The organism is Rodentibacter myodis (assembly GCF_001999305.1).
In the GTDB taxonomy this organism is placed as follows: Bacteria; Pseudomonadota; Gammaproteobacteria; order Enterobacterales; family Pasteurellaceae; genus Rodentibacter; species Rodentibacter myodis.
On record NZ_MLHQ01000002.1, the window covers coordinates 25,617 to 38,898 of the forward strand.

Here is a 13,282-nt window from a genome sequence, read left to right on the forward strand (position 1 = left end):
CGCTTTCTTTTGTGGGCGATTAGCTCAGTTGGGAGAGCACCTCCCTTACAAGGAGGGGGTCACTGGTTCGAGACCGGTATCGCCCACCACTTAATTTAGTGTTTAAATAATCCGAAAAATTAAGGTTTAACCTTAATGTCATCGGGCGATTAGCTCAGTTGGGAGAGCACCTCCCTTACAAGGAGGGGGTCACTGGTTCGAGACCGGTATCGCCCACCACTTCACGATAAATATTCTTTTTTTAGCTTATCTTAGTTTTAAATGAGCAATAAAAAACGATCATAAAACTTTTCATTTTATGACCGCTCTTTTCATCCGTTTTTATTAAATTGGATCGAGCCCTAACACTTTACGCCCGTTAATACTTGCAATATCCACCATCGCATCCAAATGTGGAAAACGACAACCGGCGGCGAGTAAACTCAATTCCTGCCACAAATCCCCTTCACAAAGCGGCACCATATAATCACAAATATTATCCGTTCCTAATGCCACAGTAATTCCTTCCGGAATCATTTCATCCGCAGGCGTTAAGGCATTATGGAAAGGCATTAAATCTTCTTTACGGTTACTATCAATCCACGCCATCGGACAGGCGATCATCATCATTTTGGCTTTGCGCATTTTTTCATAAAGCCGATAGCGATATTCTTTCGGATGCGATCCAATGGAAATACCGTGAATCCCCACAACACGTCCTTCCATACCGTGTTCAATGGTTTTATCGCAAAGCTGTTCCGTTTCCTTTTCGCTCGGATTATTAAACTGATCCACGTGAACGTGGCACATAATGCCAAGGGATTTCGCTTTATCCAACAAAATGTCCATCGCTTCCAAGCCACGCCCGTAATCTAATTCATCACGATACGGCAAGCCGCCAATCATATCCACCATTTCCGAGCCAATGTCGAACCATTTACGTGCAGTGGGTTCAATCACCCCTTTTAAGGTTTGATTGGCAAACTTTAAGATAATATCGTGTTTATACACTTCTCGGGCTTTGTGTGCCGCGATAATGGCACGATCTTCACAAATCGGATCAATATCCACAAATGTGCCAAAGGCGGTGACCCCTTGCGAAATCATTAATTCGATAGACTGACAAAAACGTGCGTAATAATCATCAACACTGGAAGTGCGTTTTACTTCATCCACCAAATCCCATTTTTGTTGCAAATTGCTACTGTGATAAATTCCAATTTTTTCCGGTGTCATCGTAAAGGCGCGATCAGCGTGGGCGTGGGCATTTACCCAGCCGCCTTTTTTAATGATTTCATCGCGAATAAAGGTTTTGAAACTACGAACGTGGCTTTTCATACAAACTCCATAAAAAGAATGAGGATAAAAAGACGAGAAGTGTATTCATTGAAAGGCACAACAAAAGTGGCTTGTGGCAATGTTATGAAAAACTCACGGATTTTCATTAATAACATCTTTTCAGTCTTAAACTGAGGCGCAAGTATAAAGGGTTGAACCTTAAAAAGCCATTCATTTTTGCGATAAAAGAAAAGGCGGAAACACCGCCTTTATTTCTCAAAAAATGAATTTTCCCGCTTAAACATTTCTAAGAACAACCCCAATGGTGGGCGTTCAGAAGATTGCTCTTGGTAAGTGCGGTCAAATTTTTTGTAGTTTCCTCGGCGATCAAGGTGATACTGTGTGCCATCAGGCTGAATCAACACATTCCAGCGATAATTTGAAGCCAACACCCAATCATCACCGTTCAAATCAAATAAATTATTCCCTTGTGAATAATCACTCAACGGATTAGTGACATTAAAAATCGAGGTCATTAATGCCGGCAAAATATCCGTATGACTGCTTAATCCCCTTTCGATCCCCACCGGTAAATCTTTCCAATAAACCAACAACGGCACTTGAATTTCATCCCGTCCGAAATAATTTGCCTGATCTTTTTCATTCATTTTATTGAACGTTAAACCGTGTTCGGCAGTAACAATCACAAGAGTATTCTCTAACGGTGTATTCAATAACGCCTGTTCAATCAGCCCATCCATTTGCGATAAAGTGCGGTCATATTCCGCTTCGTTTTTTGCCGTTAAATCAAGATCGAGATAAGCAAACCAAGGGCTTTCCGATTTTCTTGCCGCCATAAATTCATTCAAATTTTTGACCGCACTTTCATTACCCAATCTTCTTTGTGGCAAATTTATGCCCTTGAATAAGGCTTGACGGAACAAACTATCTTTAAAATTTGTGGCAGAAAATAAACCAAATTGATATTTCTCGGTGCGTAATTTTTCAATCAACACAGACGCTGTGTGATTACTCAAAATACTATCCGTATAATTGGCATTTAAGCCATAAAACAATCCCACCAAGCCCGAATTATTGGTATTACCGCTACTGTAATGATTAACAAACTGTGTCGAACTGGTAGCAAACTCCGCCAATTTGGGCATTTTTTCGCCGGAAATGGCATCGTAACGCAATCCTGAAACCGTTATCATCAGAATATTAGGTTTATTTTCTAAAGAAGCAAAAGCCAGTTTATGTTTTGGATAATCGATTTTCAGCGCGTCTAATCGCCCTTCCTGTTCTAATCGCTGTGTATATTGTTCTGCGTCCAACAAACCGTTTTTTTCTAAAAAAGAACGTGCCGTCATTGGATAAGAAAGCGGAAAATTAGAACGTTGCATTGTAATAGGGCGATACAAATAAGCATCCGCCCACGCATAAATAAGGTGGGTGGCAATAAAACTGATAGTGAAGAAAATCCCCACGCCTTTTAGCCATTTTTGGCGTTCAAGACTGCGGAGTTTTTCCCAACTCCAACGGGAAAACAGCATTTGCACCAGTAAAATAATCGGCATTGGTGCAAAGAAAATTTGCCAATCCCGCGACATCTCGCCGTTTTCCGGATTCACCAATAAATTCCACACCACAGAAGATAAATGCAAATTAAAGCGATGGAAAACTTCGGTATCAAATAGCAATAAAGTGGTACAAATTGTGGCGAGAATCACCGTTAAACCACGAAAAGTGCGGTGGTTTTTCACAATGAAGCTGAGCGGAAAAATCACCAACAAATAAAAGGCGAAAACACTAAAACTAAAATGCCCGAGCAGGCTCACAAAGAAATAAAGTTTACCGCCAAGTGTATCAGGCCAATCAATAAGAAAAGCGTAACGCGCGCCAATTAGCACCGAGATAATAATATTAAAAAAGGCAAACCAATGCCCCCACGAAATTTTTCGGGAGGTCTCATCACGATACTGTTTTCCGCTGAAAGTGCCTTTTTTAAACCACATCATATTAGTGCGTTTTGACTGCGTTAATTAACGAATTGGAGAAGGCTTGTGCTAAGGCTTCACGCTGGGTTCGCGGTACACTGGTGGTGAGCAAATTACTTGCCATATTTCCCAACGCAATCAGGGATAAATCCACCGGTGCTTTATGCTTTTCCAGCACCGCAATCATATCATTGATAATTGCGCTTAATTGCGCATCGGAATATTTTGAATGTTGAGCCATTTTGTTCAAAATGAGAGAAAAAATAATGCGCTATCATACCCGATTCTCACCCAGATCCTAAATAATTTCTTTTTTCTTGGCGAAAAAGTGCGGTTATAATTTGCGGCGTTTTTAACGAAAGGAAAAGAAAAATGAGCATTACCGTTAATCAAATCGTGTTACATCAGCTAATTAAACGGACGGACGATGAAAATAACAAAATGGAAAGCATTCTGCGTGATGAATTGCTGCCGATTACACCGGAAGTAGAACAGATGATGTTGCAACTACACCAAGGCTATCAAAATAAAGCCAAAGCCTTTGGCGTATTCCAAGAAAATTCCCTCTTTGCCCAACATTTAAATCGCTTACTGGAACAAGAAACCGAATTTTTAGGCTTTAGCCAATATGCCACCAAATTACTTGCCGATGAATTAAGCAAATATAATTTTGCCGACAGTGGCACGCTCATTTTGTGCCAATATAATTTTCTCGCCACCGACTATCTGTTTATCGCCCTCCTCGACAGTCGCCACAGTATGTTGGTAGATGAACATTTAGACATTCGCCGCACGGAATATCTCGACATTACACAATTTGATATTGCGGCACGGGTAAATTTGACGGATTTACAAATAAATGCCAATTCCAACCGTTATTTAACCTTTATCAAAGGGCGGGTTGGTCGCAAAATTAGTGATTTCTTTATGGATTTCCTTGGTGCGGAAGAAGGATTAAACCCGCAAGTACAAAATCAATGCCTATTGCAAGCGGTAAGTGATTATTGCGAACAGGGCGCACTCAATAAAGAGCAAACCCAAGCGGTAAAAAAACAGGTTTTTGATTACTGCAAAGGGCAACTTGCCGGTGGCGAAGAGATTGAATTAACGGAACTTTCCGACAATTTACCCACTCTAAACGAGCAATCTTTTGTCGCCTTTACCGAAGCCCAAGATTACGGCTTGGAAGAAAGTATTCCGCCGCTACGCTCGGCATTAAAATCGCTCACTAAATTTTCCGGTTCGGGCAAAGGCGTGACTTTAAGTTTTGATGCGGATTTACTCAATACCCGTATTTTTTGGAACCCTGCATCAGACGAATTAACCATCAAAGGTTTACCGCCTAATTTGAAAGATCAACTACAAAAAGCCCAAAAAACAGAGAATTAGTTTGTCAAGTCTGACAACTTTGGGCTATTATTCGGAAAATTTTGCAAAAAGTAAGGTAAAGAAAATGCAATTTAAAACTCTTTTCGGCATGGCTGTTTTAGCATTAAGTCTCACCGCTTGTTCAACCATTGAAAAAGTTGTTTATCGAATTGATGTACCACAAGGCAATTATTTAGAAGCCGCAACCGTGGGACAAGTCAAACAAGGAATGACGACACAACAAGTGCAATACTTGCTCGGCACCCCGGTTTTAATTGACCCTTATAGCAATCTCACTTGGTATTACGTTTTCCTACAACAACGTGCATACGAAGCCCCAGAGCAACATACCTTCACGGTGAAATTTAACCCAAACGGCATTGTTACCGAAATGCATTTGGACAAACCATTACCTGAAGTTGCCTCACAAGCCGAAAATAACACCGTTATTGAACGCAATGGCGAAGCCTCGAAAAAATCTTGGTGGAAATTCTGGTAATTCTTTAAATAGCCTGCTCCGCAGGCTTATTTTTCATCTTCACATCATTAATAAATAAGGGGCTTGATATGTCTAAGATTTTGTTGGTTGATGATGACAGCGAGCTAACCGATCTGCTTGCAGAAGTGCTGTCATTAGAAGGTTTTGATGTTGATGTTGCACATAATGGAATGGAAGCCTTAGAAAGGCTTAATCAGCATTATGCATTGATTTTATTAGATATAATGATGCCGGTTTTAAACGGTATCGAAACCCTCAAACAAATCCGTCAAAAATCAAACATCCCTGTAATGATGCTCACCGCACGTGGCGATGATCTCGACCGTGTACTGGGTTTAGAGCTTGGTGCGGATGATTATCTGCCTAAGCCGTTTAATGATCGTGAACTAGTCGCCCGTATCAAAGCAATTCTGCGGAGAAGTGGTACGGATACCAATGAAATATCCATCAACATCAATACCAACAGTGAAATACAAAATGACGATTGGATTCATTTCTGCGGATTAAAACTTCATCCGGAACATCAGTTGGCATTCTACAAAGATAAAGATCTCCACCTAACGGAATCGGAATTCACGTTATTAAAATCACTGGTTCAATCCCAAGGCGAACCCGTTACCCGTGAAGAATTAAGTATACGTGTGCTGGGAAAACCGCTTTCACCGTTCGATCGCTCCGTTGATATGCACATCTCCAACTTACGCAAAAAATTACCGAATCGGGAAGACGGCTTACCTTGGTTTAGAACCTTGCGTGGTCGTGGTTATCTTTTAATCGGTCAATAACGTTATGTTACGTCAAACAAAATTTAGTCTAAACCACTTAACCATTCGCACCTTTAGCGTGTTTTGGCTTGCTTTTTTAGTTATGCTTGCCTTTTTAATGGCGTTACCTTATCTTGATAACCGCCTTTACTCCAACCTGCAACCGAACGAGATTGCAGGTTATCAACAAAAATTAGTAGAATCCGTTCGCACGCATAAAATTAAATTACTGCTTTCTGAAGTCCCCTTATTACCGATTGATCGATTCTGTGAAAGTCGCCCGGTGGTTTACGACCCATATCGAAAAGAAATCTTCGGCGCATTTAGCGAAGAAAAGCCCTATCTCTACCGATTCGCGAAACATTCCAGCGATTTCGCCCATCCAATGCGAAAAAATTTTAACGACATTCAAATCGCCGGCCCGTTTCAAGTCAATATAGACGATTTTGATGAACCATTTTCACTTTTCTTTATCTCCCACGTTGATGCTCACGAAGAAATACTTCGCTATATGATCGACAATCCACTGATACTCTTTATTCTCACCCTTATCATCACAACACCTTTACTCTGGTGGTTCACTTACACCATCGTAAAACCCATATACCGTTTACAAAAAGCCGCAAATAACATTGCCCTAGGGAATTTCACCATTGATCCACGCCTCAGCCACGATGGCCCTTTAGAATTACGTCAAGTAGGACAACGTTTCAACAGAATGGCAACGGTAATTAACGAACTTATTTCAAACCAACAAAAACTGATGTCGTCCATTTCTCACGAAATGAAAACCCCCCTTACCCGACTTCAGCTTGCCACCTCACTCCTTCGTCATCAAACGGGTGATAACAAAGCGATTCAACGCATTGAAAAAGAAATTCTCCGTATGGATAAAATGATCAATGAGCTATTACTCATTTCCCGCCAACAGATGAACACTCAAATAGAAAGAGCCCTCTTTCCTGCCGAAAAAATCTGGTCAGATGTAATACAAGATGCCACATTTGAAGCGGAACAACGCCAAATTGAATTTAAGAAATCAATCAATCTCCCTCAGGATCGGGATATTTTTCTAAATGGCAATGTGGATCTATTACAAAGTGCGGTCGAAAATGTGATCAGAAATGCGTTGAAATACACAACGGATAAGATCAAACTTAGTATTTTTCTCCAAGAAGAAGAAGAAGAAGAATTCCTCAGGATCCGCATTGATGACAACGGATCCGGGGTACATCCGAATGAATTTGAAAAAATTTTCCGCCCATTTTATCGCGTTGATGAAGCCCGCACACGCTCAACCGGCGGTACCGGATTAGGCTTGGCGATCGTTTCAAATGTGATTAATGCACATCAAGGAAAAGCATGGGCGGAGAAAAGCCCGTTAGGCGGGTTGGCGGTGATTATTTCCTTGCCGCTTTGGCTGAATAAATAAGAAAGTTGCAAAAATGAGGTGAAAAACAACCGCACTTTTCCCTCTCTCCGTGAACGGAGACTGGAAAGAGATATTTAATGTGTTTTTATTTATTCGCTCCCCCATAAAAGAAAAGGCGGAAAAATTCCGCCCTCTTTTATTGATAAATCTTTAATCGTTTCAGTCTTAATGAATTCGTTAAAACAGAAATGGAACTCAACGCCATTGCTGCTCCGGCGATTATCGGATTCAGATAACCGAATGCCGCAAGTGGGATACCCAACACGTTATAAATCAAGGCAAAAAAGAGGTTTTGTTTGATATTTTTTAACGTGGCTTGTGCGATAAAAATGCCGTCAGCAAGTTGGTTTACCGATTGTCGCATTAAGGTGGCGGCGGCGGTTTGTTCTGCCACATCAGAACCGGATTTCATCGCAAAACTCACATTTGCCCTTGCCAACGCTGCAGCATCATTAATGCCGTCCCCCACCATTGCAACAATTCGCCCTTCTTGTTGCAGGGTGTGAATTTTGGCGGCTTTGTCACGGGGTGATAAACCACCAAAAGCCATTTTGATACCAAGCTGTTGTGCCACATAATCCACTACAGATTGACGATCGCCGCTCATTATTATCACGTCAATATGATGTTGCCATAAGCGTTCAATCGCCATTTTACTTTCGTCACGCAAGGTATCCGTTAAAGCAAATGCACCGGCAGGTTCACCATTCATCGAAACCGCCACCACACTGGCAATCTGCCACACATCGCCAAGATCATCAGGTAAATCCACGCCACAAAATTCAGGCGTTCCGACTTTGACAATCCCTATTCCGTCCACTTCTGCCGACACACCCTCACCCACTTCCGTTTTTACCGAAAGTGCGGTCGGTATTGACGATGTTTTTTCTTTCGCTTCACGTACAATGGCTTTCGCAAGCGGATGTGTGGTGTGTTGCTCAACGGCTGCCGTGATACGGTACAAATCTTCTTCCGAAATGACCGCACTTTTTGGCTGCCATAGGGCGGCAATCTTCAATTCACCGGTGGTTAATGTGCCGGTTTTGTCTAACACCACCGTATCAATATGGGCAGCTTGTTCCATTGTGGCGGCATCTTTAAACCAAATCCCCGAATTTACCGCCTTGCCCATTCCCGCCATCATCGCCGCCGGAGTGGCAAGCCCTAACGCACAAGGACAAGCAATCACCAGTACAGACACGGCGTGAATAATTGCTTTGCCAATATCAGCCGTCCCCCACCAAGTTAAAATAAAGGTGAGTAAAGCAATGCCCAATACGGTAGGTACAAAAACGCCTGCGACTTTATCGGCAAACCGTGCGATAGGCGCTTTTGTGCCTTGGGCTTCCGATAAGGCATTCATCATATCGCCGAGTAAGGTTTGTTCGCCCAGTTGAGTCGCCCGATAAGTTAAACTGCCCTCAGTTACCATCGCACCGGCAAGCACCCGACTTTGCACCTGTTTTATTTCCGGCATAGATTCACCGGTTAAATGACTTTCATCACACCAGCCATTGCCTTGCTCCACTACGCCATCTGCGGCAATGCGTTCGCCGTGATTGGCTCGTAAAACATCGCCGATTTTGACTTGATCAAGCGGAATATTCTGCCAAGTTTCATCACGCCATACATTGACTTGTTTTGGTGTAAGGCGTAATAGCAATTCCAAGCTGTTGAGGCTGTGTTTTTTAGTGCGTTCTTCTAAAAACTTGCCAAGGCTAACAAAACCAATCACCATCACCGCAGCTTCAAAATAAACGTAATGCAAGGCATCGTGGCCTTGTGCCGAGTGATAGAACAACATATAGGTGGAATACAAATAAATCGTCAGTGTGCCACTGCTCACCAACACATCCATATTTGCCAATCCGCCACGAATACTGCCAATCGCCCCCCGATAAAAAGGAATGGCTAACCCGAATTGCACAATTGTCGCTAACACAAATTGCCACATCGGCGGCAACATAAGATGGTGATTGCCAAACATCATTCCCGCCATTCCAATGAAGAACGGAATATTAATCAGCAAGAGTAACCCAAGCCGCCAATGGGATTTTTTCTCTTGTCGAGGCGTTGGCTGCTTATTGGTTTTCAAAGTACCTTTAAATCCCGTTTTTTGAATAATGGTAAGAATATCCTCTGCCTTTGCCTGAGTCGGGTCAAATTCCACTTGTGCTTCTTCCACCGCAAAATTGACACTGACTTGTTGCACAAAGGGCTTTTTATTCAGCACCTTCTCAATACGACTGGCACAGGATTGGCAGATCATCCCCTCAATTTGAAGGGATATTTTTTTACTCTGTTGCGTCAAAACCCGCGTCCTCAATGGTTTCAATTAATTGTGCAACGGAAACTTTATTTTCATCAAATTGAATATCCGCATAGCCTTCAAGGGCAACATTTGCCTGCACCACGCCATCCAACGCCTGCAATACACCTGTTACGCTTTTTACACAACCACCGCAGTGCATTCCGCTTACCGTTAAACGAATCTCTTTCATCATTTTCTCCTTGTTAATATTGAATGATAGATTAGTGTGGCGTACTATAAACCTTAACTCAAGGTGAAGGTCAAGGTGTTTTTATGAATATTAGTGAAGCGGCAAAATTAAGCGGATTGAGTGCAAAACAAATTCGGGATTATGAAAAATTGGGTTTACTCAAACCGGCACAGCGTAGTTTTTCCGGTTATCGTCATTATGAAGAAAAAGACATTGAGCGATTACATTTTATTCGCCATTCAAGAGATGTGGGCTTTTCCTTACAACAAATCGCCCAACTGCTCGCCCTGCAAGACGATCCCGCACGCAACAGCCGTGAAGTAAAAGCCCTTACCACACAGCATATCGCTACGTTAAAACAACAAATTAAACAATTAGAAAAAATGGTCAGCGAATTACAACGCTGGCACAATGCCTGCCAAGGCAACGACAGCCCTGAATGTCCGATTTTGAATGGATTAAACCGAGAGAGGAATGGTTGTGGTTGCGACTAATAATCCCAACTTTCGGGATCAATGCCTAATTGGCGCATAATTTCTTTGGCATCTTCCGGAATTTCATCGTGGCGATCTTTCATCAAATCCAGATCGGTCGGTAATGGTTGACCGGTAAAGGCGTGGAGAAAGGCCTCGCAGAGCAACTCACTGTTTGTTGCGTGCCGCAGGCTTTTTAACTGGCGGCGGGTACGTTCATTGGTTAGTATTTCCAACACTTTAATTGGAATCGAAACAGTGATTTTTTTCACCTGTTCGCTTTTCTTGCCATGTTCCGCATAAGGGCTGATATATTTTCCGTCCCAATCTGCCATAACGTACCTTTCAATTCAAAATAAAATACCAAGTAAAGTGGGGGTATTCTAAAGAAAAAACCAAAAAATAACAATCTGGACGGCTAAATGACCGCACTTTTGCCTTTTTATTGATAATTTTTGCCAAAAATTCCCTCTTTTTTCTTTTATTTTTAGATTATTATTCCCCCCTTAATTAATGGGGTTCTCATTTAAACATTTTTACCTGTTTTCTTTATTTTAAATTTATGGAGATTTTATGAAAAAAACACTTCTAAAATTAACCGCACTTGCGGCAGGCGTTGTGGCATTAACCGCTTGTGATAAACCCACCGACAACACCGCTGCAAACACGACAAAAGCAAAAACCGTTTTTGTTGCCGGCGCAACCGGCGTGATTGGTGAACCGCTCACCAAAGCATTAGTGGAAAAAGGCTATGTTGTGTACGGTACAACCCGTAGTGCAGATAAAGCCAAAACCTTAGAAAGCAACGGTGTAAAACCTGTTGTATTGGATATTTACGATGTGCCGGCAGTGGAAAAAGCCGTGGTTGAAGCCAAGCCGGATGTCATCATCAGCCAACTGTCTTCTCTGCCAAAAGGCTTAAAGGAAGAAGAAATGACAGAAGGCTTAAAACGTGATAATCGCATTCGTGTGGAAGGAACACGTAATTTAATTGCCGCCGCAGAGAAAGCCGGCACGCCGAAATTTATCACACAAAGTTTTGTATTCTACGCACCAAGCGATAAAGCCCCAAACGAAACCGCACCATTACTTGATGAAAACGATCCAATCTATGGTGAATCTACCCAAGCGATGAAAAATTTAGAAGCGCAAGTTCTCGCCGGAAAATTCACGCCTGTGGTATTACGTTACGGTTGGATTTATGGCGGTAAATCAGGTTTTGATGCGCCAATTGAAGGCTATTCCACCATTCATATTGATCGTGTTGTAGATGCCACCGTGCGTGCAGTTGATGCAAATTTAAACGGTATTTATAACGTTTCGGAAAGCAGTCCTTTTGTGGACATCAGCAAATTCCAACAAGCCGTGCCGGAATGGAAAAATAAATAATTCCTTCAATTTATCCTCATTTAAGGCGTGTTTAACACGCCTTTTCTACCCAATCCCGGGAGTTTAAAATGTGCCAACTTTCTAAATTAATTGATGTGAAACCCAATGAACGTCAAGCCTTACTTTGGGCTTGGTTGTACGTTTTCGCCCTTTTCCTTGCCTACTACACTCTACGCCCCATCCGTGATGAACTGGGCGCGGCAGGCGGTGTGAAAGAGCTGAAATGGCTTTTCACCGGCTCATTAGTGACAATGCTGGCTTTAACACCACTCTATGGCTATCTCGTCAAACGTTGGCGGCGTGAACGCTTTATTGCCATCGCCTATCGTTTCTTTATGTTGAACTTAGTCGCCTTTGCCGCATTAATGTGGACGGCGGAAGGTGATCTCCTCGTTTGGACAGGGCGTATCTTTTTTATTTGGGTGTCGGTTTTTAACCTTTTTGTGGTTTCCGTATTCTGGTCGTTAATGTCCGATGTATTCAATACAGAACAAAGCAAACGTCTCTTTGGCTTTCTCAGTGCCGGAGCCACCCTTGGCGGTATTGCCGGTTCAGCCTTTATTTCCCTCTTTGCCGACACCTTCAATAATTATGTGTGGCTACTGCTTTCTATTCTTTTATTAGAAGTTGCCGTACAAGCCGCCAAACGTATTTCTGCCTTAGGCGCACACGAAGTTCAACATAATCAAAACGATCAAAATCAAATCGGCGGCGGTGTGTTGGCAGGGTTAAAACGCACGTTCCAATCACCTTATTTACTAGGTATTTCCGCCTTTATTTTATGTTATTCCGTGACGTCCACCATTCTCTATTTCCAACAAGCCGATATAGTCAATGCGAATCTCACCAATAAAGCCGAACGCACGGCATTCTTTGCCAATATTGATTTATGGGTAAATAGCCTGACTTTAATCTTCCAAATTGGCTTAACGGGAAGAATAATGAAATACTTTGGTATTCTACCGGTGTTGGTGATTTTACCGTTATTCAGTGCAGGCAGTTTCGCCCTACTCGCCGCTTCACCAACGCTGGCGATTTTTGTCCTCGTACAGGTTGCCCGCCGTGTCAGCAATTTCGCCTTTACCCGCCCATCACGGGAGGTACTCTTCACCCGACTGAACCGCGAAGATCGCTACAAAGCAAAAAATGTGATCGATACGGTGATCTACCGCAGTGGCGACCAACTCGGCTCTTGGGGCTATGCCGCACTTGCCGGTGCCGGATTAAGTTTAACCGCCATCTCTTGGCTTGCCGTTCCCCTTTGCTTGATTTGGACGGCATTAAGCGTATGGCTGGCAAAACAAGAAAATCCTTACGGTAATTAACCAAATAATTTCGACTTATCATTCTTCTTAATTTGTAATCCATTTAAGAACACAGAAATAAATTCGACAGTACCGATCTCCATCTGCCCGTTTTATCTAATCGATGGGCGTTTTACACTGACAACCACAAAAAACACTAAAAAATGACCGCACTTTTGAACACCTAACCAACTGCCCGACTACACTTGAATTCTATAAAAAATAAGATAGACTCTCCCCTTACTTGAATGGCATAAAAAAACAGTGGTTCACCTATGGATCAATCAATCAATCAATC

13 protein-coding genes and 2 tRNA genes are annotated in these 13,282 nt (G+C 42.4%); 9 read left to right on the top strand and 6 right to left on the bottom strand.

Translation table 11 applies throughout. The features are described from left to right. Window positions 1-13 precede the first annotated feature (13 nt). Together BKL49_RS01050 and BKL49_RS01055 are read left to right on the top strand one after the other, a co-directional pair. Window positions 14-89, top strand: a tRNA-Val gene (locus tag BKL49_RS01050). 54 nt (window positions 90-143) lie between these two features. After that, window positions 144-219, top strand: a tRNA-Val gene (locus BKL49_RS01055). A gap of 105 nt (window positions 220-324) precedes the next feature. Here BKL49_RS01055 and BKL49_RS01060 read toward each other — a convergent pair. The 3 genes from BKL49_RS01060 to BKL49_RS01070 all read right to left on the bottom strand — a co-directional run bounded on the left by BKL49_RS01060 (window position 325) and on the right by BKL49_RS01070 (window position 3,495). Then, on the bottom strand, window positions 325-1,317 hold the full coding sequence (locus BKL49_RS01060; protein ID WP_077422794.1) for an amidohydrolase family protein: 993 nt from the start codon (window positions 1,315-1,317) through the stop codon (window positions 325-327). A gap of 209 nt (window positions 1,318-1,526) precedes the next feature. Further along, the gene (locus tag BKL49_RS01065) at window positions 1,527-3,275 is read right to left on the bottom strand and encodes a DUF3413 domain-containing protein (protein WP_077422795.1); all 1,749 of its coding nucleotides are present in this window, start codon (window positions 3,273-3,275) and stop codon (window positions 1,527-1,529) included. A gap of 1 nt (window position 3,276) precedes the next feature. Continuing rightward, window positions 3,277-3,495 carry a YejL family protein gene (locus tag BKL49_RS01070; RefSeq protein ID WP_077422796.1) on the bottom strand — a complete coding sequence of 73 codons (219 nt, stop codon included), beginning with the start codon at window positions 3,493-3,495 and terminating at the stop codon, window positions 3,277-3,279. 131 nt (window positions 3,496-3,626) lie between these two features. Here BKL49_RS01070 and yejK point away from each other — a divergent pair, with 131 nt between their 5' ends. From yejK to cpxA, 4 genes are all read left to right on the top strand, one after another. Then, complete coding sequence (yejK, locus tag BKL49_RS01075) at window positions 3,627-4,643, top strand: nucleoid-associated protein YejK (RefSeq protein WP_077422797.1); 1,017 nt, start codon at window positions 3,627-3,629, stop codon at window positions 4,641-4,643. Window positions 4,644-4,707: 64 nt separating this feature from the next. Then, entirely contained in the window at window positions 4,708-5,121 is a 414-nt protein-coding gene (gene bamE / locus BKL49_RS01080) for an outer membrane protein assembly factor BamE (RefSeq protein ID WP_077422798.1), read from the top strand. Between the two features lie 68 nt (window positions 5,122-5,189). After that, complete coding sequence (locus BKL49_RS01085; protein ID WP_077422799.1) at window positions 5,190-5,906, top strand: response regulator; 717 nt, start codon at window positions 5,190-5,192, stop codon at window positions 5,904-5,906. Window positions 5,907-5,910: 4 nt separating this feature from the next. Further along, entirely contained in the window at window positions 5,911-7,317 is a 1,407-nt protein-coding gene (gene cpxA / locus BKL49_RS01090; protein ID WP_077422800.1) for an envelope stress sensor histidine kinase CpxA, read from the top strand. Between the two features lie 136 nt (window positions 7,318-7,453). On the opposite strand, the gene BKL49_RS01095 is transcribed toward cpxA, so the two are convergent. Together BKL49_RS01095 and BKL49_RS01100 are read right to left on the bottom strand one after the other, a co-directional pair. Continuing rightward, the gene (locus tag BKL49_RS01095) at window positions 7,454-9,652 is read right to left on the bottom strand and encodes a heavy metal translocating P-type ATPase (RefSeq protein WP_279625903.1); all 2,199 of its coding nucleotides are present in this window, start codon (window positions 9,650-9,652) and stop codon (window positions 7,454-7,456) included. Next, window positions 9,612-9,818, bottom strand: a complete 207-nt coding sequence (locus tag BKL49_RS01100) for a heavy-metal-associated domain-containing protein (protein ID WP_077422802.1) — start codon at window positions 9,816-9,818, stop codon at window positions 9,612-9,614. Before BKL49_RS01100 ends, BKL49_RS01095 begins: the two co-directional genes overlap by 41 nt. An 83-nt stretch (window positions 9,819-9,901) precedes the next feature. Here BKL49_RS01100 and cueR point away from each other — a divergent pair, with 83 nt between their 5' ends. Further along, window positions 9,902-10,312, top strand: coding sequence for a Cu(I)-responsive transcriptional regulator (gene cueR / locus BKL49_RS01105; protein WP_077422803.1), 411 nt, complete (start codon window positions 9,902-9,904; stop codon window positions 10,310-10,312). On the opposite strand, the gene metJ is transcribed toward cueR, so the two are convergent. Continuing rightward, a complete protein-coding gene (gene metJ, locus BKL49_RS01110) occupies window positions 10,309-10,626 on the bottom strand; it encodes a met regulon transcriptional regulator MetJ (RefSeq protein WP_077422804.1) in 318 nt (105 codons plus the stop codon). The genes cueR and metJ overlap by 4 nt on opposite strands. A 238-nt stretch (window positions 10,627-10,864) precedes the next feature. On the opposite strand from metJ, the gene BKL49_RS01115 reads away from it, so the two are divergent. Together BKL49_RS01115 and BKL49_RS01120 are read left to right on the top strand one after the other, a co-directional pair. Next, window positions 10,865-11,680 (top strand): NAD-dependent epimerase/dehydratase family protein, encoded by an 816-nt coding sequence (locus BKL49_RS01115; protein ID WP_077422805.1) that lies wholly within the window; start codon window positions 10,865-10,867, stop codon window positions 11,678-11,680. A 68-nt stretch (window positions 11,681-11,748) separates the two neighbouring features. Next, a complete protein-coding gene (locus BKL49_RS01120) occupies window positions 11,749-13,005 on the top strand; it encodes an NTP/NDP exchange transporter (RefSeq protein ID WP_077422806.1) in 1,257 nt (418 codons plus the stop codon). Window positions 13,006-13,282 lie beyond the last annotated feature (277 nt).

Excerpts from the sequence above, each read along its gene's own strand:
- metJ (WP_077422804.1), bottom strand. The coding sequence starts at position 10,626 with ATGGCAGATTGGGACGGAAAATATATCAGCCCTTATGCGGAACATGGC.
- bamE (WP_077422798.1), top strand. The coding sequence starts at position 4,708 with ATGCAATTTAAAACTCTTTTCGGCATGGCTGTTTTAGCATTAAGTCTC.
- yejK (WP_077422797.1), top strand. The coding sequence starts at position 3,627 with ATGAGCATTACCGTTAATCAAATCGTGTTACATCAGCTAATTAAACGG.
- BKL49_RS01085 (WP_077422799.1), top strand. The coding sequence starts at position 5,190 with ATGTCTAAGATTTTGTTGGTTGATGATGACAGCGAGCTAACCGATCTG.
- BKL49_RS01065 (WP_077422795.1), bottom strand. The coding sequence starts at position 3,275 with ATGATGTGGTTTAAAAAAGGCACTTTCAGCGGAAAACAGTATCGTGAT.
- cpxA (WP_077422800.1), top strand. The coding sequence starts at position 5,911 with ATGTTACGTCAAACAAAATTTAGTCTAAACCACTTAACCATTCGCACC.
- BKL49_RS01100 (WP_077422802.1), bottom strand. The coding sequence starts at position 9,818 with ATGAAAGAGATTCGTTTAACGGTAAGCGGAATGCACTGCGGTGGTTGT.
- cueR (WP_077422803.1), top strand. The coding sequence starts at position 9,902 with ATGAATATTAGTGAAGCGGCAAAATTAAGCGGATTGAGTGCAAAACAA.
- BKL49_RS01060 (WP_077422794.1), bottom strand. The coding sequence starts at position 1,317 with ATGAAAAGCCACGTTCGTAGTTTCAAAACCTTTATTCGCGATGAAATC.
- BKL49_RS01115 (WP_077422805.1), top strand. The coding sequence starts at position 10,865 with ATGAAAAAAACACTTCTAAAATTAACCGCACTTGCGGCAGGCGTTGTG.
- BKL49_RS01120 (WP_077422806.1), top strand. The coding sequence starts at position 11,749 with ATGTGCCAACTTTCTAAATTAATTGATGTGAAACCCAATGAACGTCAA.
- BKL49_RS01070 (WP_077422796.1), bottom strand. The coding sequence starts at position 3,495 with ATGGCTCAACATTCAAAATATTCCGATGCGCAATTAAGCGCAATTATC.